General features: G+C 72.3%; 16 protein-coding genes. 12 read left to right on the top strand and 4 right to left on the bottom strand.

What is annotated here, in order from left to right; all coding sequences use genetic code 11:
* Positions 1 to 45: 45 nt before the first annotated feature.
* Positions 46 to 1,914, bottom strand: coding sequence for a translational GTPase TypA (gene typA, locus ACQP03_RS24525; protein ID WP_357127268.1), 1,869 nt, complete (start codon positions 1,912 to 1,914; stop codon positions 46 to 48).
* A gap of 133 nt (positions 1,915 to 2,047) precedes the next feature.
* On the opposite strand from typA, the gene ACQP03_RS24520 reads away from it, so the two are divergent.
* Positions 2,048 to 3,460, top strand: a complete 1,413-nt coding sequence (locus ACQP03_RS24520; protein WP_357127271.1) for a DedA family protein — start codon at positions 2,048 to 2,050, stop codon at positions 3,458 to 3,460.
* A 33-nt stretch (positions 3,461 to 3,493) separates the two neighbouring features.
* On the top strand, positions 3,494 to 4,390 hold the full coding sequence (locus ACQP03_RS24515) for a transglycosylase SLT domain-containing protein (RefSeq protein WP_433458641.1): 897 nt from the start codon (positions 3,494 to 3,496) through the stop codon (positions 4,388 to 4,390).
* Between the two features lie 49 nt (positions 4,391 to 4,439).
* Here the strand turns inward: ACQP03_RS24515 and ACQP03_RS24510 are convergent, their stop codons facing one another.
* Positions 4,440 to 6,566 (bottom strand): MMPL family transporter, encoded by a 2,127-nt coding sequence (locus tag ACQP03_RS24510; RefSeq protein WP_357392806.1) that lies wholly within the window; start codon positions 6,564 to 6,566, stop codon positions 4,440 to 4,442.
* 123 nt (positions 6,567 to 6,689) lie between these two features.
* Here ACQP03_RS24510 and ACQP03_RS24505 point away from each other — a divergent pair, with 123 nt between their 5' ends.
* From ACQP03_RS24505 to ACQP03_RS24485, 5 genes are all read left to right on the top strand, one after another.
* Positions 6,690 to 7,205: a MarR family winged helix-turn-helix transcriptional regulator gene (locus tag ACQP03_RS24505; protein ID WP_357127345.1), complete on the top strand. Its 516-nt coding sequence runs from the start codon at positions 6,690 to 6,692 to the stop codon at positions 7,203 to 7,205.
* A gap of 2 nt (positions 7,206 to 7,207) precedes the next feature.
* Positions 7,208 to 8,881 carry a CocE/NonD family hydrolase gene (locus ACQP03_RS24500; protein ID WP_357392807.1) on the top strand — a complete coding sequence of 558 codons (1,674 nt, stop codon included), beginning with the start codon at positions 7,208 to 7,210 and terminating at the stop codon, positions 8,879 to 8,881.
* Positions 8,882 to 9,040: 159 nt separating this feature from the next.
* Positions 9,041 to 9,913 (top strand): hypothetical protein, encoded by an 873-nt coding sequence (locus ACQP03_RS24495; RefSeq protein WP_357392808.1) that lies wholly within the window; start codon positions 9,041 to 9,043, stop codon positions 9,911 to 9,913.
* 110 nt (positions 9,914 to 10,023) lie between these two features.
* Positions 10,024 to 10,599: an ArsR/SmtB family transcription factor gene (locus ACQP03_RS24490; RefSeq protein ID WP_357392809.1), complete on the top strand. Its 576-nt coding sequence runs from the start codon at positions 10,024 to 10,026 to the stop codon at positions 10,597 to 10,599.
* Positions 10,596 to 11,876, top strand: coding sequence for an MFS transporter (locus ACQP03_RS24485; protein ID WP_433458637.1), 1,281 nt, complete (start codon positions 10,596 to 10,598; stop codon positions 11,874 to 11,876). Before ACQP03_RS24490 ends, ACQP03_RS24485 begins: the two co-directional genes overlap by 4 nt.
* A 48-nt stretch (positions 11,877 to 11,924) precedes the next feature.
* Here the strand turns inward: ACQP03_RS24485 and ACQP03_RS24480 are convergent, their stop codons facing one another.
* Positions 11,925 to 12,128 (bottom strand): cold-shock protein, encoded by a 204-nt coding sequence (locus ACQP03_RS24480; protein WP_007072071.1) that lies wholly within the window; start codon positions 12,126 to 12,128, stop codon positions 11,925 to 11,927.
* Positions 12,129 to 12,313: 185 nt separating this feature from the next.
* On the opposite strand from ACQP03_RS24480, the gene ACQP03_RS24475 reads away from it, so the two are divergent.
* Together ACQP03_RS24475 and ACQP03_RS24470 are read left to right on the top strand one after the other, a co-directional pair.
* Positions 12,314 to 13,009, top strand: coding sequence for a class I SAM-dependent methyltransferase (locus tag ACQP03_RS24475; protein WP_357127292.1), 696 nt, complete (start codon positions 12,314 to 12,316; stop codon positions 13,007 to 13,009).
* A 101-nt stretch (positions 13,010 to 13,110) separates the two neighbouring features.
* On the top strand, positions 13,111 to 13,719 hold the full coding sequence (locus tag ACQP03_RS24470) for a DedA family protein (RefSeq protein ID WP_357127295.1): 609 nt from the start codon (positions 13,111 to 13,113) through the stop codon (positions 13,717 to 13,719).
* Positions 13,720 to 14,022: 303 nt separating this feature from the next.
* Here ACQP03_RS24470 and ACQP03_RS24465 read toward each other — a convergent pair whose 3' ends face one another.
* Positions 14,023 to 14,676 carry an MBL fold metallo-hydrolase gene (locus ACQP03_RS24465; protein ID WP_357134874.1) on the bottom strand — a complete coding sequence of 218 codons (654 nt, stop codon included), beginning with the start codon at positions 14,674 to 14,676 and terminating at the stop codon, positions 14,023 to 14,025.
* A gap of 258 nt (positions 14,677 to 14,934) precedes the next feature.
* On the opposite strand from ACQP03_RS24465, the gene rsgA reads away from it, so the two are divergent.
* The 3 genes from rsgA (at position 14,935) to ACQP03_RS24450 (ending at position 19,836) form a co-directional block, all read left to right on the top strand.
* The gene (gene rsgA / locus ACQP03_RS24460; RefSeq protein WP_433458634.1) at positions 14,935 to 16,005 is read left to right on the top strand and encodes a ribosome small subunit-dependent GTPase A; all 1,071 of its coding nucleotides are present in this window, start codon (positions 14,935 to 14,937) and stop codon (positions 16,003 to 16,005) included.
* 249 nt (positions 16,006 to 16,254) lie between these two features.
* Positions 16,255 to 19,200, top strand: coding sequence for an excinuclease ABC subunit UvrA (uvrA, locus tag ACQP03_RS24455; RefSeq protein WP_433458632.1), 2,946 nt, complete (start codon positions 16,255 to 16,257; stop codon positions 19,198 to 19,200).
* Between the two features lie 153 nt (positions 19,201 to 19,353).
* Positions 19,354 to 19,836 (top strand): Rieske (2Fe-2S) protein, encoded by a 483-nt coding sequence (locus ACQP03_RS24450; protein ID WP_357134869.1) that lies wholly within the window; start codon positions 19,354 to 19,356, stop codon positions 19,834 to 19,836.
* Positions 19,837 to 19,973 lie beyond the last annotated feature (137 nt).

Below are 19,973 nucleotides of genomic sequence, written 5' to 3'. Positions count from 1 at the left end.
GGCGCGCCGGCCGCAAGCGGCCGACGCGCCCGGTGCGGTTGTCGATCAGCCGGCGTGCTTGCGGCGGGCGGCGGCCCGGCCGCGCTGCTGCTGGTCGAGCACCACCTTGCGGATGCGCACCGAGGTCGGGGTGACCTCGACGCACTCGTCCTCGCGGCAGAACTCCAGCGCCTGCTCCAGCGAGAGCTTGCGCGGCGGGATCAGCTTCTCGGTCTCGTCGGAGGTCGAGGCCCGCATGTTGGTGAGCTTCTTCTCCTTGGTGATGTTGACGTCCATGTCGTCGGAGCGGGAGTTCTCGCCGACGATCATGCCCTCGTACACCTCGGTGGTCGGCTCGACGAACATCTGGCCGCGCTCCTGCAGGTTGATCATCGCGAAGGCGGTGACCACGCCGGAGCGGTCGGCGACGAGCGACCCGTTGTTGCGGGTGCGCAGCTCGCCGAACCACGGCTCGTACGATTCGAAGACGTGGTGCAGGATGCCGGTGCCCCGGGTGTCGGTCAGGAACTCGGTGCGGAAGCCGATCAGGCCACGCGCCGGCACCAACCACTCCATCCGGATCCAGCCGGTGCCGTGGTTGACCAGCTGCTCCATCCGGCCCTTGCGGGTCGCGAGGAGCTGGGTGATCGCGCCCAGGTACTCCTCCGGGGCATCGATGGTCAGCCGCTCGACCGGCTCGCAGGTCTTGCCGTCGATCTCCCGGGTGACGACCTGCGGCTTGCCGACGGTCAGCTCGTAGCTCTCCCGGCGCATCTGCTCGACCAGGATGGCCAGCGCCAGCTCGCCGCGGCCCTGCACCTCCCAGGCGTCCGGCCGCTCGGTCGGCAGGACCCGCAGCGACACGTTGCCGACCAGCTCCTTGTCGAGGCGGTCCTTGACCATCCGGGCGGTGACCTTGGAGCCCTTGACCCTGCCGACCAGCGGCGAGGTGTTGGTGCCGATGGTCATCGAGATGGCCGGCTCGTCGACGGTGATCAGCGGCAGCGCCACCGGGTTCTCCACGTCGGCGAGCGTCTCACCGATCATGATCTCCGGAATGCCGGCGACGGCGATGATGTCGCCCGGCCCGGCGGTCTCGGCCGGCTTGCGCTCCAGACCCTCGGTCATCAACATCTCGGAGATGCGGACCCGCTGGGTACTGCCGTCGGTGCGGCACCAGGCCACGGTCTGGCCCTTGCTGATGGTGCCCTGTCGGACGCGGCACAGCGCGAGCCGGCCGAGGAACGGCGACGCGTCGAGGTTGGTGACGTGCGCCTGCAGGGGCGCGTCGTCCTCGTACGCGGGGGCCGGGATGGTGTCCAGCAGGGTGCGGAACAGCGGCTCCAGAGAGTCGCTGTCGTCGGGCACCGAGCCGTCGGCCGGCTGGGTCAGCGAGGCGATGCCGTCCCGGGCGCAGGCGTAGACGATCGGGAAGTCGATCTGCTCCTCGTCGGCGTCCAGGTCGAGGAAGAGCTCGTAGGTGTCGTCCACGACCTCCTTGATCCGGGCGTCCGGACGGTCCACCTTGTTGATCACCAGGATGATCGGCATCCGGGCCCGCAGCGCCTTGCGCAGCACGAAGCGGGTCTGCGGGAGAGGGCCCTCACTGGCGTCGACGAGCAGCACCACGCCGTCGACCATGGTCAGGCCGCGCTCGACCTCGCCGCCGAAGTCGGCGTGGCCCGGGGTGTCGATGATGTTGATGGTGACCGGGTCCGAACCATCGGCGGGCAGGTACCGCACGCCGGTGTTCTTCGCCAGGATCGTGATGCCCTTCTCCCGCTCCAGGTCGCCGGAGTCCATCACCCGCTCGGTGTTCTCGCCTCGTGCGCCGTACGCGCCGGCCTGCCGCAACATGGCGTCGACCAGGGTGGTCTTGCCGTGGTCGACGTGAGCGATGATGGCGACATTGCGGAGGTCGGTGCGAAGCTGCATACCCTCTATCCTTCCGCCTGCGCTCGCGCAGGCTGCGTCGGGGTCACCCCCAGGTGCCCCTGATCTATGGTGAAACCGCTGTGCCGGTGGTTCCCCCGGCTGGCATGCTGGCTCCCGTGTCCCGGGGGCCTGAGTGCACGACCTGCTGACCTGGGTGCAAGGTCTGCCCACCCTGTGGATCTACCTGGTCGCCGCGCTGATCGTGGCGGGCGAGACCGCGGTGATCTTCGGCCTGCTGGTGCCGGGTGAGGCTACCCTGCTGCTCGTCGGCTTCCTCACCTACAACGGTACCTTGCGCCTCGGGCCGGCGTTGCTCGCGATGATCGTCTCGGCGTTGGCCGGCGACGCGCTGGCGTTCCGCGCCGGTCGGCGCTACGGCCCCCGGCTGCGCGCCGGGCTGGGTCACCGGGTCGGGCCCGAGCGGTGGAGCAGGGCCGACGCGATGCTCGCCCGCCTCGGTGGGCGGGGCGTGTTCGCCGCGCGGTGGGTGGCCTTCGCCCGCACCCTGGTGCCCCGGCTGGCCGGCGCGGCCGGCATGCCGTACCGGCGGTTCGCCGTCTGGAACCTGGCCGGGGTGGCGACCTGGGTGGGCGGCTCGATCCTGCTCGGCCACCTCGCCGGTGAGTCGTACGACACGGTCTCCCGGGTGCTCGGTCGGGCCACCGGCGCGGCACTGGCGTTGCTGGCGGGACTGCTGGGGGTGGTGCTCGCCGGCCGGTGGCTCGGGCGCAACCCCGACCCGGCGCGCGCGCTGCTGTCGCGGGCCGCCGCGCTGCCGCCGGTGCGCTGGCTCAGCGCCCGCTACGGGGTGCTGTTCTTCCTGGTGGCCATGCGGATCGGACCGACCTGGACGCTGCTGCTCAACCTGGCCGTCGGGCTGCTGCTGCTCTTCGCCGCCGGGCTGGCCATCGCCGGCCTGCTCGCCGTGGTGGTGCGCAACAGCGGACTGGCGGCCCTGGACGGGGCGATCGACGTCTGGTTCACCGCCCGCCGCACTCCGGACGCCGCCGACGCCACCCTGGTCGTGGTGTCACTGGTACGGGGGTGGGCGCTGATCGTGCTGGTGGCGATGGTGGCGGCGGTACTGGCGTGGCGTCGCCGCCCGCTGCGTACCGACCTGCTGAGCGTGGTGGGCACGGTCGGCGCGTTCGTGCCGCTGGTGGTGCTGGCCGGGGTGGCCGAGTTGACCGGCACGCACGGCGGCCCGGGTGGGAACGAGGCCGTCCCGTTCCCGACCCAGAACGCCGTGGTCGCGGCGAGCCTCTGCACCCTCGCCTGGCTGGTGTCGCGCAACGCGCGCTGGCCGGTGGCGGTGGCCGCGTGGACGGCCGCCGCGGCGGGCGTGCTGGGGGTCGGCGTCGCCCGGCTGTACCTGGGCCTGGACACGGCGAGCGGTACGGCGGCGGCGGTGCTGCTCGGCGTGCTGTGGACGGTGGTGTTCATGGTCGCCTGGGCCACCCGGGACCGTGCGGTCGGCGGACGGGAGCCGTCGAGCGGTCCGGTCCGCCCGTCGCAGGGGCAACCCCGGCCCGTCGAACCTTGCTAATCTGCGGCGACTGTTCGACGGGGGAGGATCACCATGCGTCAACGAGCCGGTCGGGTGGGCGCGCTCGTGCTCGCCGGCCTCCTGATCGCCGGCGGCACCGTGGGTTGTGCCGGCAAGGGGGAACGCCCGCAGGACCAGGCCGCCGCCCCCGTCTCGGTCACCGACGCGCCGACCGACGAGCCGGTCGACGAGCCGGTCGACGAGCCGTCCGTCGAGGCGAGCCCCTCAGCGAGCGGGGTGGCGGCGATGGGCGCCGCCCCGAGTCGCAGCGCGTCGGCCTCCCCGAAGCCGTCGAAGAAGCCGACGCGTACGTCGCCGCCCACGAAGCCGCGGGTGGTCGCCAAGGCGCCCACCGAGACGAAGGTCCCGCCGGCCCCACCGAAGCCCGCCCCCTCGTCCTGCAAGCCCAGCTACAAGGGCACGCAGGCGAGCCGTGCCGACGTGAAGACGGCGCTGTCCGCGGCCGCCGCCCGCACCTACTGGCCCAGCTCCGCCCCTGACCTCAAGATCCCGCTCAACCTGCTCAAGGCCACGGCCTGGCAGGAGAGCGGCTGGCAGTCCAACATCTACGCCTGCGACGGCGGCGTCGGGCTGATGCAGGTCATGCCGGCCACCGCGACCTGGATGAACCAGCGCTTCGACCAGAGCTACGACATCGCCGCCTACCAGGACAACGCGTACCTGGGCGCCAACTACCTGGCCTGGCTGACCAAGTACATCGGCGACATGTACTTCGAGTCCGACTTCCGGCTCGACGCGGACCTGTGCACCGCCGAACTGGACTCCTGCCTGCTCAACGCGGTCATCGCCGCGTACAACTTCGGGCACGGGGCGGTGGCGCAGGAGGGCGAGCCGCTGGCCATCCCGAATCCGTCGTACGTGCGTAACGTGCGGGCGTTGATGACCGAGTGCGTCTGCCTGGGCTACTGAACACGACGAAAAGGGGCGGGGGTGGACCCCCGCCCCTTTTCCGTGCGCGTCAGTCGCGGACGGCCACCGGCTCCCGCGTTGCCGGGGCGTCGACGGCCGGCTCGGCCTCGACGCGGCCCGGCCACCAGAAGCGGTCCCCCAGCAGGAACGCCAGCGCCGGCACCAGGACCGTACGGACCAGCAGCGTGTCCAGCAGCACGCCGATGCAGACGATGATGCCGATCTGCGTCAGCGTGATCAGCGGCAGCACGCCCAGCACGGCGAACACCGCGGCGAGCAGCACCCCGGCGCTGGTGATGACACCTCCGGTGACCCGCAGCGCGGACAGCATGCCGTCGCGGGTGCCGGCGCTGCGGGCGTCCTCGCGCGCCCGGGTGACCAGGAAGATGTTGTAGTCCACACCGAGCGCCACCAGGAACACGAAGGCGAGCAGCAGCACGCCGCTGTCCAGCGCCGGGAAGTCCAGCACGTGGTCGAAGAGCAGCCACGCCGCGCCGAGGCTGGCGAAGAACGACGCGATCACGGTGAGCACCAGCAGCACCGGCGCGACCAGGCCCCGCAGCAGCAGCACCAGCACCGCGCCGACCAACAGCAGGATGATCGGCAGGATGAGCCGCAGGTCCCGGTCATTGGCCTCGTCGGAGTCGTACGTCGCGGCCACCGAGCCGCCCACGATCGCCCCGGCGGGCGACTCGACGCCGCTGACGGCCGGGGGAGCGGAGTCGGGAACGGCGGCGACCGCGTCGCGCAGCGCCTCGATCGCACGATCCGAGGCGGGCGTGCCGGGCTCGGCGTCCAGCACCACGTCGACCTGGGCGACGGCCTGGCCGGCGTCCCCCGGTCGGGCCGAGGCGACACCGGGTACGGCGGCGGCGACGTCGGTGACCGCCCGTACCGCCGCCGGGGTGGTGAGCACAGCCACCGGTTGGGTGCTGCCGGCGGGGAACGCGCGGGCCAGGGTCTGCGCGCCGGTCACCGCCTCGGGCGCGGCCCGGAACTGCTCGGTCTCGGACAGGCCGGTGCGGATCCCGAGCCCACCGAGGGCCAGGCCGCCGAGCAGCAGGGTCGACAGCGCCGCGACCACCACCGGCCGGCGTCGTACGAGGCCGCCGAGCCGGCCCCAGAGCCGGCCCTCCCGGGCCGGGCCGCCGACCCGGGGTACGAACGGCCAGAACAGGCCGCGACCGAAGAGCACCAGCACGGCGGGGAGCACGAACAGCGCCGAGAGCATGGCGAAGACCACCCCGGTGGCACAGGCCACGGCCAGTGCCCGGTTCGTCTCCTGCTCGCTGAGCAGCAGGGTGAGCACCCCGAGCACCACGGTGCCGCCGCTGGCCAGGATCGGCTCGGCGGTACGGCGCAGCGCGGCCCGCATCGCCGCGAAGCGGTCCTGCTCGCGCCGCAGCTCCTCCCGGTAGCGGGCGATGAGCAGCAGGGCGTAGTCGGTGGCGGCGCCGAACACCAGCACGCTGGCGATGCCGGTGACCTGGCCCTGCTGGAGGTTGATGCCGACGGCCGGCACGATCGTCTCCACCGCGCGCAGGGTGAGTTGTTCGGTCGCGGCGACGACGACCAGCGGCACGATCCACAGGAACGGACTGCGGTACGTGACCAGCAGCAGCAGGGCGACCACGGCGGCGGTCACCGCGAGCAGGGTGACGTCGGCGCCCTCGAAGACCGACGACAGGTCGGCGGTGAGGGCGGGGGCGCCGGTGACCTCGGCGGCCAGCGGGTCGGGCAGGTCCGACAGCGCGTCGCGCAGCTCGGCGACCCGTGTGGCGACCTCCTGCTGACCGCCGGAGGTGTCCAGCGGGACGGCGACGAGCGCGACCGTGCCGTCCGGGGAGACCTGTGGGGGGCTCACCCGGCCGCCCACCGCGAACCGGCCCAGGTCGCCGGAGCGGGAGGTCAGGGCGGCCCGGTCGGCGTCGCTCAGCGCTCCGCCGCCCTCGCGGCTGACGACCACGATGGCCGGTTGGACGTCGCTGGTGGGCAGTTGGTCCTGGAGACGTTGCACCTGGGTGGACTGCCAGGTGGCGTCCAGGCCGGTGGCGGAGACCGGCGTCGGATTGTCCGGCCGCGGGACACCGAAGACGACCGCGGCGACGACGAGCGCGGCGGCGACGGTCAGCCAGGCGGCCAGCCGACCCCGCGCGACCCTGCTGAAGACGGACATCACTGACCCCTAGGTCTTTCGAAAGACAAGTATCTTGATGGCCGAGATTATCGGCGGCTGCTCTATGCTGCAACCCGGCAGACCGACGACGGGGAGAAGCGGCGCGACGTGGCGACTCACGGCATGTACCGGCGGCGCGACACGCGCCGCGAGCAGCTGGTCGCCGAGATCACCAACAACCTCCGGCGGTACGCGGTGGACGCCCAGCAGGTCGGTCACGCCTTCGCCACCCTGCACGGCCTCAACCCGACCGACCTGAACGCGCTGATCGCCGTCATGGACGCCGAACTGTTCGGCGACCCGATCACCCCCGGCCGCCTCGGCGAGCAGCTCAACCTGTCCTCCGGCTCGGTCACCGCCCTGATCGACCGCCTGGAACGGGCCGGGCACATCCGCCGCGACCGGGACACCACCGACCGGCGCAAGGTGCTGCTGCACTACGCCGACCAGGGCGCCGCCCTCGCGATGGAGTTCTTCCGGCCGCTGGGCGCCCGTACCGACACCGTGATGGACCGCTTCGACGACGACGAGCTGGAGGTCGTGCACCGGTTCCTGGGCGAGATGGGCGAGTCGCTGCGGGCGCACCGTGACGCGGTCCGCGCCGCCCGGCCCGGCGCGCCCCACCGGACGACGGGCTGACCGTGCCCGGCCGGCTCGTCGCCCGCCTCGCCGCCGCCGCGCTGCGGCTGCCCGTGACGCCTCCCGGCCCGGTCCGGGCCACCCGGGGCATCCCGGTCCGCGCCCGGGACGGCGTGGTGCTCCGCACCGACCACTACGCGCCGCACCGCGCATCCGCGCCGGCCGTGCTGATCCGCACCCCGTACGGCCGGGGTGGTCCCTTGCGGCTGCTCGGCCGGTTGCTCGCCGCGCGGGGCCGGCACGCCGTGATCCAGTCGTGCCGGGGCACCGGCGGCTCGGGCGGCACCTTCGCCCCACTGGTGCACGAGCGCGACGACGGGGTCGACACCCTCGACTGGCTGCGCCGCCAGCCCTGGTGGTCCGGGGCGTTCGGCATGTTCGGCGTCAGCTACCAGGGCTTCGCCCAGTGGGCGCTGGCCGCCGACGCCGGCGAGGAACTGCGCGCGATGGTCGCGGTGGTGACCGCCTCGGCCACCCGGGACTCGACGTACGCGGGGGAGTCGTTCGCCCTCGACACCGTGCTGACCTGGGCCGAGCTGTTACACGCCCAGACCGTGCCGTGGCTGGCCCGGCAGTGGGAACTCAAGCGTGGCCAGCCCCGGCTGGCCGCCGCGCTGGCGCATCTGCCGCTCGCGGACGCCGACCGGGTGGCCACCGGTGTCCGCATCCCGTTCTTTCAGGAGTGGCTGCGCCACCACACCCCGGAGGCGGCGTACTGGCGCGAGCGGGTCTTCGCCGACCGGGTGGCCCGGGTGCGGGCGCCGGTGGTCATGGTCACCGGCTGGCACGACATCTTCCTGCCCGCCCAACTCGACGACTACGCCACCCTGCGCGCCACCGGCGCTCGACCGCGCCTGGTGATCGGGCCCTGGACCCACGGCAGCCCCGGGCTGTTCGTGGCGGCCCTGCGGGAGGGGTTGACCTGGCTCGACGAGCACCTCGACGGGCCGCTGGACGACGAACCTCCGCCCCGCGCCGCCCCCGTCCGGCTGCACGTGGGGGGTCCCGGCGGCGGCTGGCGGGACCTGCCGGACTGGCCACCGCCGACCGTCGGGACCGCCTGGCACCTGCATCCGGGCGGTGAGCTGGCGGTACGTCCCCCGGTCGCGTCGACGGCCGACGGGTTTCGGTACGACCCGGCCGACCCCACCCCGTCGCTGGGTGGGCCGCTGCTGGTCGCCCAGCGAGCCGGTCCGGTGGACAACCGGCAGGTCGAAGCCCGCCCCGACGTGCTGACCTACACCAGCGCGCCGCTCGTCGAGCCGGTCGAGGTGATCGGCCCGGTCCGCGCCGAGCTGCACGTCCGCAGCGAACTGCCGCATCTGGACGTCTTCGTGCGGCTGTGCGATGTGGACCGGCGCGGTCGGTCGTGGAACGTGTGCGACGGTCTGGTGCGGGTGACGCCCGAACGCTTCCCCACCGACTCGTCCGGGGTGCTGCGGGTGCCGGTGACGCTCTGGCCGACCGCGTACCGGTTCGCCACCGGGCACCGGCTGCGGGTGCAGGTCGCCGGTGGCGCCCATCCGCGGTGGGCACGCAACCCCGGCACCGGCGAACCTCTCGGTACTGCGGTGACGCTGCGTGCCGGTTGGCGGCAGGTGCTTTCTGGCCCGGCTCACCCCTCGGCGCTGCTGTTGCCGATCGTCCACTCTGCCCCGGCTCTGCCTCCAATCTGAACAAAGCGCCTCTGAGCTGGGCATTCATCGGAACTGCGGGCTATGGTTGGGTCAACGCCCGGCGCCGTGCAGTACCAGACCGGGCTCGCCCACAGCCCACCACCGCGTACGCGGTGTGACGTCGCGCCCGGTCCCCGCCCCAGCCGAAAGGGGGACCCCATGACGCGGGCCCCGGACAATCTGTTGGACCTTCGACGTCTGCTCCTCACTCACCTCGACAACGCGCCCGGCCCGGACGACCTCGATCCGGCGGAGGTCGGCATCGTCGGCGACCCGGCCCACCGGGGCGGCTATCACTGCGGCTCGGACCGGGTGGTCCCGAACGACTACTCGGTGGTCGAGTCACCCCGGGACCGGTCCGGACTGACCCTGGACGCGGCGGCGATCGACGTCGGCGAGTTCGACGTCCGCTCCGGTGGCGGTAGCCACACCCTGGCCAGCTTCTCGGTGTGGTGTGTGGGTCAGTGCGCCGCGAACGCGGCCGACACCCGGGACATCCGCGAGATCATCTACAGCCCCGACGGTACGACCGTGAAGCGGTGGGACCGGCTCGGCAAACGCACCAGCGGCGACAGCTCGCACCGCTGGCACACCCACTTCAGCTTCTTCCGCGACGCCATCAAGGCGGGCCGCGACCAGCGGCCCCTGTTCCGCCGCTACCTCAGCTCCATCGGACTCCTGGAGGACGACGACATGACCCCCGAAGAGCACAACTGGCTGGCCACCGTTCACAAGAACCTGACCGTGCTGGACGGCCGCAATCCGATCGGGCAGATCTACACCCGAATGGCGGAGGGCCGGGACGAAACCGGTGTCCCGGTGACCGGCAACTGGAACCTGCGAGCGATGACGGCGCAACTCACCGCCCTGCAGAACACGCTCAACGCATTGGCCGGGAAGGACTTCACCGACGAGGAGGCGATCATCCAGGGCGTGCTGGCCGGGCTGACGCCGGAAGAGATCGCCGCGGCCATCCCGCCCACCATCGCCAAGCAGGTCGCCGACGAACTGGCCCGCCGGCTCGTCGCCTGAACGGGAGGCGGCCCGACCCCACCGGGCCGCCCCCACCCTTCCGGCGGTTCGCAATGGATGTTGAGCAATAACAGTTGCGCAATATCTCTTGCCGATGCCATGCTGCCGGTATGGAGAAGCCCGACGTACGCCAGGTCACCGACTCGCGGGTCCTCGCGGCCATGGCACACCCGCTGCGCCGCCGAATGATGGACGTGTTCAAGGTGCACGGGCCGTCCACCGTCGGCATGCTCGCCGAACGCACCGACCAGGCACCGGCGAACGTCAGCCACCACCTCAAGGTCCTCGCCGCCGCCGACCTGGTCACCGAAGCCCCCGAGCTGGCCCGGGACCGCCGCGAACGCTGGTGGAAACTGGTCACCCGGGGAGTGCGCTGGTCCACGGCCGACTTCGACACCGACCCCGCCGACCGGGCCGTCGCCGACGCCGCCACCTCGCTCAACCTGGACCGGCACGTCGCGCTGGCCCGCGCCTGGCACGCCGCCGAGGAGACGGCGCAGGCCGCCTGGGGCGACGCGCCGTTCTCCTCCGACCGGTGGCTGCACCTGACGCCCGAGGAACTGGACGAGTTGGGCGCCGACATCAACGCCCTGCTGGCCCGCTGGGAGGACCGCGAGCGCACCGACGACGGCGTCGAGCGGCACCCGGTGTTCGTGTTCGTCCACGGCGTACCGGCCCGGCCGTGACGGCGGCCACCCGGACCGGTCCCACGCCGGTCCGACCGGCCGGTGGGCTGCTGCGCCACCGCGACTTCCGCCTGCTCTGGGCCGGCCAGACGGTCAGCAGCATCGGCAGCAACGTCACCGTTGTCGCGCTCCCGCTGGTGGCGGTCGCCGTACTCGACGCCAGCACCTTCCAGGTAGCGGTCCTCGCCGCCGCCGCCTGGCTGCCCTGGCTGCTGATCGGCCTGCCGGCCGGCGCGTGGGTGGACCGGTTGCCACGCCGGCCGCTCATGGTGGTCTGCGACCTGATCTGCGCGCTCGCCTTCGTCAGCGTGCCGGTGACGGCGCTGCTGGGCCGCCTCACCGTCGCGCAACTCCTGCTGGTGGCGCTCGGCGCGGGCGTGGCGCGGGTCTTCTTCGAGACCGCCGACCAGGTCTACCTGCCGGTGCTGCTGCGACCCGAGCAACTACCCGACGGCAACGCGAAGCTCCAGGCCACCCAGACGATGAGCTACGTCGTCGGGCCCGGCATCGCCGGTCTGATCGCCCAACTCGCCGGCGCGGTCGCCGCGCTGCTGCTGGACGCGCTGACGTTCCTGCTCTCCGCGGTGTTCCTGCTGCGGATCCGCACCGCCGAAACGCGTCCGGAACGGCGGGACCACTCCCGATCGCTGCGCCGGGACATGGCCGACGGGCTCCGCTTCGTCATCGGTGACCCGTACCTGCGGGTGCTGACGCTCTACGGCGCGGCCAGCAACATCGGTCTGACCGGCTACCAGGCGGTCCTGGTCGTGTTCCTGGTCCGCGAACTACGACTCGCGCCGGGCCTGGTGGGCGTGCTCGTCGGGGTGATGAGCGTCGGAGGCATCATCGGCGCGCTGCTGGCGACCGTGGTCGCCCGGCGCTTCGGCAGCGCCCGTGCCCTGCTCGTCGCGGCGGCGCTCACCGGCCCGTCCGCCCTGCTCATCCCGTTGGCCGGGCCCGGAGTCGGCCTGCTCTGGCCGGCGCTCGGCGGCGTGCTCGTCAGCCTCGGCGTCGCCATCGGCAACGTGGTCAAGGGCGCGTTCCGGCAGACGTACACGCCGCACCACCTGCTCGGGCGCGTGACGGTGAGCATGCACCTGCTCAACTACGGCACCATCCCGCTGGCAGCCGTGCTGGCCGGGGCGCTCGGCGCGCGTTACGGCGTCGGCACCGCGATCACCGTGATGACCGCCTGGTCGGCGCTCACCCCGTTGATCCTGCTGATCGGACCGCTCCGGCGGCGGCGGGACCTGCCCGCCGCCCCGGCAGCGTCGTGAGTGCACTGCGACGGCGGCCGGGAACCGACCGCCGTCACCGGCACGGAGCTACATCGGGCGGACGTTGTCCGCCTGCGGGCCCTTCTGGCCCTGGGTCACCTCGAACTCGACCTTCTGGCCCTCGTTGAGCTCCCGGTAGCCGCTCGTCGCGATGGCGGAGTAGTGGACGAACACGTCCGGCCCTCCACCATCCTGCTCGATGAAGCCGAAGCCCTTTTCCGAGTTGAACCACTTAACCGTGCCGGTTGCCATGCATCTCTCCCTGTTCAAAGCGGCGGACCACCGGCCTCGAGGCCGATGGTCGCCCGTACCTGTTCGACAGTAACGGGCAAAACCCCGATCCGCCGGCCGAAGTGCCGTAGGTCTTTTCTCGAACTCAGATGAACACTCCGCGTCGCCCGCGTGCCAAAGCCGCCCCGACCGCTTCGTCGTGCGGCATGCTTGCGCCGATGAGGGGTCCCGCAGCCACCGCGCTGTCCGAGCTGGAGCGCGAGATCGACGCGCCCGGCGCCGGCCTGGACCGGCTCCGGCTGGTCCCCACCCCGTTCGTCCCGGAGGTGCGCCTGCACCTCGCCGAGGACGCGATCGTCTGGTGGGCCCGGATGGAGGCGCTCGCCGGGCACCCCCTGACGGCGCCGTACTGGGCCTCCGTCTGGCCCGGCGGTCAGGCCCTGGCCCGACACCTGCTGGACCACCCCGAGCTGGCCGCCGGGCGTCGCGTCCTCGACCTCGCCGCCGGTTCGGGACTCGTGGGCATCGCCGCCGCGCTGGCCGGCGCCGCCGAGGTCGTCGCCAACGACATCGACCCGTACGCTGTGGCGGCCGTCACGGTCAACGCCCGCGCCAACCGGGTCACCGTCGACGTGAACGGCGACGACCTGCTCGACCGCGACAGCGCCGACGCGGACCTGGTGGTCGCCGGGGACGTCTTCTACAGCCGTCCGATGGCCGCCCGGATGCTGCCGTTCCTGCGACGGGCCGTCGCCTCCGGCGCCGAGGTGCTGGTCGGGGACCCCGGCCGGGCGCACCTGCCGGTCGACGGGCTGCTGGTGCTGGCCGACTACCCGGTGCCCACCACCGAGCCGTCGGTGGACCCGTCGCCGCGTCGGGTGCGGGTGCTGCGACCCGCCTGACCCGCCGGCCATCTCAGGGGTGACCCCGAGGTGGACACCAGGGGGCGGTAAGGGCTGCGACCGGATGTCCACGGTGGCACGACGGCCATAGCGTACGAGGCATGACGCATTGGCTGGCCCAGGTCGGAGAGCTACCCATCCTGGTGCTGATGGGCGTACTCGGGTTGGTGATGCTCTTCGACGCCGTACCGCTGCTCGGCGTCCTCGTCCCCGGCGACGTGGCGATCCTGGCCGCGGTCGGGGTGGGCCGCCCGGCCACCGGGCTGGCCACCTTCGCCGCGGTGCTCGCCGGATGCCTCGCCGGCTGGTCGCTGAGCTTCCTGATCGGTCGCCGGTACGCCGAACCGCTGCGCCGCAGTCGCATCGGAGGCTGGATCGGCGAGTCGCGCTGGAGTGCGGCCGAAGGGATCCTCAGCCGTGGCGGCGGGCGGATGGTGATGGTCGCGCCGTTCCTGCCGGTGTTCAACGCCCTGCTGCCGCTGGCCGCCGGCGGACTGCGGATGTCGTACCGGCGGTTCCTCGGCTGCGCGGCCCTCGGCGCGGCGGCCTGGGCCGGTCTCTACCTGGCGCTGGGCATCGCGTCACGGTCGCTGGCCGCGCTGCTGCCGGGCGCGCCCAGCCCGTTGCTGGTGACCATGGGGGTGGGGTTGGTGCTGGCCACCGTGGTGTTGCTGGGGGCGCGGCGGCGGCTGTTCGCTCTGGCTGGCTGAGCTTCTTGCTGGCTGTGGTTGCGGTGGGGGGCGGGGGCCTGCCGTGCCCGGCTCCGGGCGGTCAGGCTTGATCCCTGCGCCGGGCACGGCAGGCCCCCGCCCCCGTCGGGGTCTTGGTCCGCCGGTCGGGTCGCGGTCTTCCGTCGGGTTGTTCGACCTTCAGTGGCTCTTGGTCAGCGTTTGGTGGCCCGGGTTGGGGGCCCGGGTGGGTGGCATCTCGGGCCCGGGTGGGTGCCTCTGGGTGTGGCCTGGTGGGGGTTGCGCGGGCCGGTGGCTTCGCCCTGTGGCTGACAGGTGGGTGGGTTACCAGCCTCGGGTTCGCCACTGGGGGAGGGCCGGGCGTTCGGCGCCCAGGGTGCTGTCCTTGCCGTGGCCCGGGTAGAACCAGGTGTCGTCCGGCAGTTGGCCGAACAGCTTGTGCTCGACGTCGTCGATCAACGCGGCGAAGCGCTGCGGGTCCTTGTCCGTGTTGCCCACACCGCCGGGAAAGAGACTGTCGCCGGTGAACAGGTGGGCGGTGCCGGCCGGATCGCGGTAGAGCAGCGCGATCGACCCGGGCGTGTGCCCCTTGATGTGGATGACCTCCAGCGCGCAGTCACCCACCGCGACGGTGTCGCCCTCGGCCAGGTGTTCCGCCTCGATCGGCAGCCCGGACGCGTCGTCGGCGTGCACCAGCGCCCGCGCGCCGGTCTTGGCGACCACCTCCTCCAACGCCACCCAGTGGTCCATGTGCTGGTGGGTGGTGACCACGGCGGTCAGGCCGTCGTCACCGATCAGCTCCAGCAGCCGGGGCGCCTCGTTGGCGGCGTCGATCAACACCTGGTCGCCGGTGCCGGAGCACCGCAGCAGGTAGGCGTTGTTGTCCATCGGGCCGACCGACAGCTTGCTGATCGTGAGCCCGGACAACTCGCGGACCGCCGGCGGGCCGCCGTGGGTGACATCTCCGCTGTAGGTCATGACGTGTCGACATCCATTCCGGTGGAGGAGGCGCTCGGCGGCTGTGCGGTGGCGTCGCGCGGGCGGCGCGGCGGTGCGCACGCGTCGACCCTAGCGGGCGGGCGCCGCACCGTCGTCGCGGAAATCGCTTTCGGCACGGCGCGTCGCGCCCTACCGTCGGCGTCACAAGCGGCACTCGGACGTCGGACGGAGGTGGAGTTCATGCCGGACGTGGCACGCGTGTTCCGCCATCACCAGCTCGACACCGATGAGGATGCTATGACCATCGATCTGACCGCCCTCGGCTGGGACGCCGACCGGGCGTCGTACGCCGCCCGACGTGGCGAGCGCCACCCGGGCCGGGTGGCCCGGGTGGACCGGGGAGTCTGCACGGTGCTCACCGTCGACGGCCCGGTCCGCGCCAGCCTCGGCCCGTCCGTGCTGGCCGCCGCCGTCCAGGACCCCTCCGCGCTGCCCTGCGCGGGAGACTGGGTACTGCTCACACACTGGCCGGACCGCCGGATCACGGTGGGGGCCGTGCTGCCCCGGCGAGCCGCGCTGATCCGCCGTACCGCCGGCAAGGACGCCAGCGGCCAGGTGCTGGCCGCGAACCTCGACACGGCCGCCGTGGTGGAGCCGGTGCACCCGGAGCCGGACGTGGCCCGCATCGAGCGGCTGCTGTCCCTGGTCCACGAGTCCGGGGCCCGGCCGCTCGTGGTGCTGACCAAGTCCGACCTCGCGGCCGACCCGGCCGCGCTGGCCCGCCAACTCGCCGCCGTCGCACCCGGTGTGCCGGTGCTGCCGGTCAGCGCCGAGCACGGCACCGGGCTGGCGCCGCTGCGCGCCGAGGTCGCGCCGGGTCGCACGCTGGGGCTGCTCGGGCCGTCCGGCGCGGGCAAGTCGAGCCTGGTCAACGCGCTCGCCGGCGCGATGATGATGCCGACCCAGGCGATCCGCCGGGTTGACGGCAAGGGCCGGCACACCACCACCTGGCGGGCCCTGGTGCCCATCCCGGGCGGCGGCGCGGTGATCGACACGCCTGGCGTACGCGCGGTCGGTCTCCTCGACGGCGCGGCCGGGTTGGACCGGGCGTTCGCCGACATCGCGGGGCTGGCCGAGGGTTGCCGGTACGCCGACTGCCGGCACGACGGCGAGCCGGCCTGCGCGGTCCGGGACGCGCTGCGGACCGGTGAGCTGTCCGCCCGCCGCTGGGAGAGCTGGCGCCGGCTGCAGGGCGAGGTGGCGCACGAGAGTGGGCGGCGTGCCGCCCGCCTCGCCGCCGAGCGACGCGGCGGCTGGCGCTCGGCGCGACGCCGGGCGGCACGCCCGCCGTCGCCCGGGGGTTACTGACCGGGGCTTTGCCGTCGGGGTACGTGCCCGGCGGCAACGGCCGGTGCCAAAGGCTCGCGGCCGGCGCGGCCGACCGGGCTGAGCTGGGGGAATGTGCGGGCGGGGGAAACTGTCGTACCTCGGGGCTAGAGTTGCCGAGGCGTGTTTTCCGCGCCCGTACCGACCGCTCATGAGCAGCTACGACCGCTCGGAAACAGCACAGAGCGGGACAGACCCTCCGCTTCACCTTCACCCGGGAGTACACGTACCGTGGCCGACCGACTCATCATCCGTGGCGCGCGCGAGCACAACCTGCGTGACGTCAGTCTCGACCTGCCCCGGGACGCTCTCATCGTGTTCACCGGGCTGTCCGGGTCGGGCAAGTCGAGCCTGGCCTTCGACACGATCTTCGCCGAGGGGCAGCGGCGCTACGTGGAGTCGCTGTCGTCGTACGCCCGGCAGTTCCTCGGTCAGATGGACAAGCCCGACGTCGACTTCATCGAGGGGCTGAGCCCGGCCGTCTCGATCGACCAGAAGTCCACCTCGCGCAACCCGCGCTCCACCGTCGGCACCATCACCGAGGTCTACGACTACCTGCGGCTGCTCTTCGCCCGCATCGGCGAGCCGCACTGCCCGGTCTGTGGCGAGCGGATCTCCAAGCAGAGCCCGCAGCAGATCGTCGACCGGGTCCTCGCGATGGCCGAGGGCACCAAGTTCATGGTGCTCGCCCCGGTCATCCGGGGCCGCAAGGGCGAGTACGTCGACCTCTTCGCCGAGCTGCAGGCCAAGGGTTACGCCCGGGCCCGCGTCGACGGCGTGGTGCACCCGCTGACCGAGCCGCCCAAGCTCAAGAAGCAGGAGAAGCACACCATCGAGGTGGTGATCGACCGGCTCACCGTCAAGCCGAGCGCCAAGCAGCGACTGACCGACTCGGTCGAGGCCGCGCTGGGGCTGTCCAGCGGCCTGGTGCTGCTCGACTTCGTCGACCTGCCGGAGGACGACCCGGAGCGGGAGCGCCGCTACTCGGAGCACCTGGCCTGCCCCAACGACCACCCGCTGGCTATCGAGGATCTCGAGCCCCGGGTGTTCTCCTTCAACGCGCCCTACGGCGCCTGCCCGGAGTGCACCGGCCTGGGCACCAAGAAGGAGGTCGACCCGGAGCTGCTGGTTCCCGACCCGGAGCGCAGCCTGCGCGAGGGCGCCATCCAGCCCTGGTCCACCGGGCACAACCTGGAATACTTCCTGCGTCTGCTGGAGGCCCTCGGCGAGGCCCAGCACTTCGACATCGACACCCCGTGGCGGGCGTTGCCGGCACGGGCGCAGAAGACGATCCTGCACGGCTCCGACGACCAGGTGCACGTGCGCTACCGCAACAAGTACGGCCGTGAGCGCTCCTACTACACCGGCTTCGAGGGCGTGGTGCAGTGGATCGAGCGCCGGCACTCCGATACCGAGTCCGAGTGGTCCCGCGACAAGTACGAGGGCTACATGCGGGACGTGCCGTGTGCGGCCTGCGGGGGCGCCCGGCTCAAGCCCGAGGTGCTCGCCGTCACCCTGGCGGGCAAGAGCATCGCCGAGGTCTGCAACCTGTCCGTGGGGGAGTGCGCCGACCTGCTCGCCGGCATCGAGCTGACCGACCGGCAGAAGCTGATCGCCGAGCGCGTCCTCAAGGAGATCAACGCCCGGCTGCGGTTCCTGCTCGACGTCGGCCTGGACTACCTCTCCCTCGACCGGCCGGCCGGCACGCTCTCCGGCGGTGAGGCGCAGCGCATCCGGCTCGCCACCCAGATCGGCTCGGGCCTGGTCGGGGTGCTCTACGTGCTCGACGAGCCGTCGATCGGGCTGCACCAGCGGGACAACCACCGGCTCATCGAGACGCTGATCCGGCTGCGCGGGCTGGGCAACACGCTGATCGTGGTGGAGCACGACGAGGACACCATCCGGGTGGCCGACTGGATCGTCGACATCGGCCCCGGCGCGGGCGAGCACGGTGGCAAGATCGTGCACAGCGGCTCGGTGCCGGCGCTGCTGAAGAACAAGGAGTCGATCACCGGGGCTTACCTCTCCGGTCGGCGGTCGATCCCGACGCCGACCGGCCGCCGTCCGCAGACCAAGGACCGTGAGCTGGTGGTGCACGGCGCGCGGGAGCACAACCTGCGCAACCTGACCGTCTCGTTCCCGCTGGGCCAGCTCATCGCGGTCACCGGCGTCAGCGGCTCGGGCAAGTCGACGCTGGTCAACGACATCCTGTACGCGGTGCTGGCCAACCAGATCAACGGCGCCCGCCTGGTGCCCGGCCGGCACACCCGGGTCTCCGGGCTGGAGCACGTCGACAAGGTCGTCGGCGTGGACCAGTCGCCGATCGGCCGTACGCCCCGCTCCAACCCCGCCACCTACACGGGTGTCTGGGACCACGTCCGCAAGCTCTTCGCCGAGACCACCGAGGCCAAGGTCCGGGGGTACGGGCCGGGTCGGTTCTCGTTCAACGTCAAGGGTGGCCGCTGCGAGGCGTGCTCCGGCGACGGCACCATCAAGATCGAGATGAACTTCCTGCCCGACGTGTACGTCCCCTGCGAGGTCTGCAAGGGCGCCCGGTACAACCGGGAGACCCTGGAGGTGCACTACAAGGGCAAGACCGTCTCGGACGTGCTGGAGATGCCGATCGAGGAGGCCGCCGAGTTCTTCTCCGCCATCCCCGCCATCCACCGGCACCTCAAGACCCTCGTCGACGTCGGCCTGGGCTACGTCCGCCTCGGGCAGCCCGCTCCGACGCTCTCCGGCGGCGAGGCGCAGCGGGTCAAGCTCGCCTCCGAGCTGCAGAAGCGCTCCACCGGGCGCACGGTCTACGTGCTCGACGAGCCGACCACCGGTCTGCACTTCGAGGACATCCGCAAGCTGCTGATGGTGCTCGAGGGACTGGTCGACAAGGGCAACACCGTGATCACCATCGAGCACAACCTCGACGTGATCAAGACGGCCGACTGGCTCGTCGACATGGGCCCCGAGGGCGGTCACCGGGGCGGCACCGTGCTCGCCACCGGCACCCCGGAGGAGGTCGCCGAGGTCGCCGAGAGCCACACCGGCGAGTTCCTGCGCCAGGTGCTCAAGCTCGACGGCGAGGCCAAGGGCGCGGCGGCGGCCACCACCCGGGCCGCCAAGGCCAACGGCGCGACCAAGACGCGGGCGACCCGCAAGGTGCCGGCCGGCGCGCGCTGACTTTCCCGCATCTCTTCGGGGCGGGTCGGCTGACGACCCGCCCCTTTTGCCGGGGTCGCCCGGATGCCGGGGTGAACTATCCGGCACAGTTGCGCGTGGAAGGAAGTGTGGCCGGCTTTCGGACCGGCGCACTGGGCGAGAGAGAGGCGAGGCATGAGCGACGATCAGGCGCTGACCGGACCGGGTACGCAGACCCGTCGTACCCTGCTCACCGGCGTCGGGGCGGTCGGCGCGGCCGTCGTCCTGGCTGCCTGCGGCAGTGACGACGGCAGCGGCAGCGACGGACCCACCAGTGGCGGCCCCGCCGTGCCCAGCACCGGGGACGCCGGCGGCGGCAACCGGCAGAACGCCCAGTCGCTGGCCACCACCGCCGACATCCCGGTCGGCGGCGGCAAGATCCTCGCCGCCGAGGGCGTGGTGATCACCCAGCCCGCGGCCGGCCAGTTCAAGGGCTTCAGCCCGATCTGTACGCACCAGAACTGCCCCGTGTCGAACGTTGATGGCGGCACCATCAACTGCACCTGCCACGGCAGCAAGTTCTCGATCGAGGACGGCTCGGTGAAGGCCGGTCCGGCGAAGAAGCCGCTGCCGCCGAAGGACATCAAGGTCACCGGCGACCAGATCTCGCTGGCCTGACCCACCTGGGCGCGCCGGTCGCGCCGGTCGGCCATTGATCAACTCGCGTTTCCGGAAGTCGGGGTGTCTGCGGCTCTCCGACACCCCGGCTTCCGGGAAGCCGGGGTGGATCACGCGCCTGCGGTGGGGTGTCGGGG

The organism is Micromonospora sp. CA-248212 (assembly GCF_050948405.1).
GTDB lineage: Bacteria > Actinomycetota > Actinomycetes > Mycobacteriales > Micromonosporaceae > Micromonospora.
Note: the sequence above shows the minus strand (reverse complement) of the source record. Positions and strands in the feature narration are given on the sequence as shown.

Coding starts and splice junctions, on each gene's coding strand:
- typA (WP_357127268.1), bottom strand. CDS start 1,914: ATGCAGCTTCGCACCGACCTCCGCAATGTCGCCATCATCGCTCACGTC.
- ACQP03_RS24515 (WP_433458641.1), top strand. CDS start 3,494: ATGCGTCAACGAGCCGGTCGGGTGGGCGCGCTCGTGCTCGCCGGCCTC.
- ACQP03_RS24510 (WP_357392806.1), bottom strand. CDS start 6,566: ATGTCCGTCTTCAGCAGGGTCGCGCGGGGTCGGCTGGCCGCCTGGCTG.
- ACQP03_RS24505 (WP_357127345.1), top strand. CDS start 6,690: ATGTACCGGCGGCGCGACACGCGCCGCGAGCAGCTGGTCGCCGAGATC.
- ACQP03_RS24495 (WP_357392808.1), top strand. CDS start 9,041: ATGACGCGGGCCCCGGACAATCTGTTGGACCTTCGACGTCTGCTCCTC.
- ACQP03_RS24490 (WP_357392809.1), top strand. CDS start 10,024: ATGGAGAAGCCCGACGTACGCCAGGTCACCGACTCGCGGGTCCTCGCG.
- ACQP03_RS24480 (WP_007072071.1), bottom strand. CDS start 12,128: ATGGCAACCGGCACGGTTAAGTGGTTCAACTCGGAAAAGGGCTTCGGC.
- ACQP03_RS24475 (WP_357127292.1), top strand. CDS start 12,314: ATGCTTGCGCCGATGAGGGGTCCCGCAGCCACCGCGCTGTCCGAGCTG.
- ACQP03_RS24470 (WP_357127295.1), top strand. CDS start 13,111: ATGACGCATTGGCTGGCCCAGGTCGGAGAGCTACCCATCCTGGTGCTG.
- ACQP03_RS24465 (WP_357134874.1), bottom strand. CDS start 14,676: ATGACCTACAGCGGAGATGTCACCCACGGCGGCCCGCCGGCGGTCCGC.
- rsgA (WP_433458634.1), top strand. CDS start 14,935: ATGACCATCGATCTGACCGCCCTCGGCTGGGACGCCGACCGGGCGTCG.
- ACQP03_RS24450 (WP_357134869.1), top strand. CDS start 19,354: ATGAGCGACGATCAGGCGCTGACCGGACCGGGTACGCAGACCCGTCGT.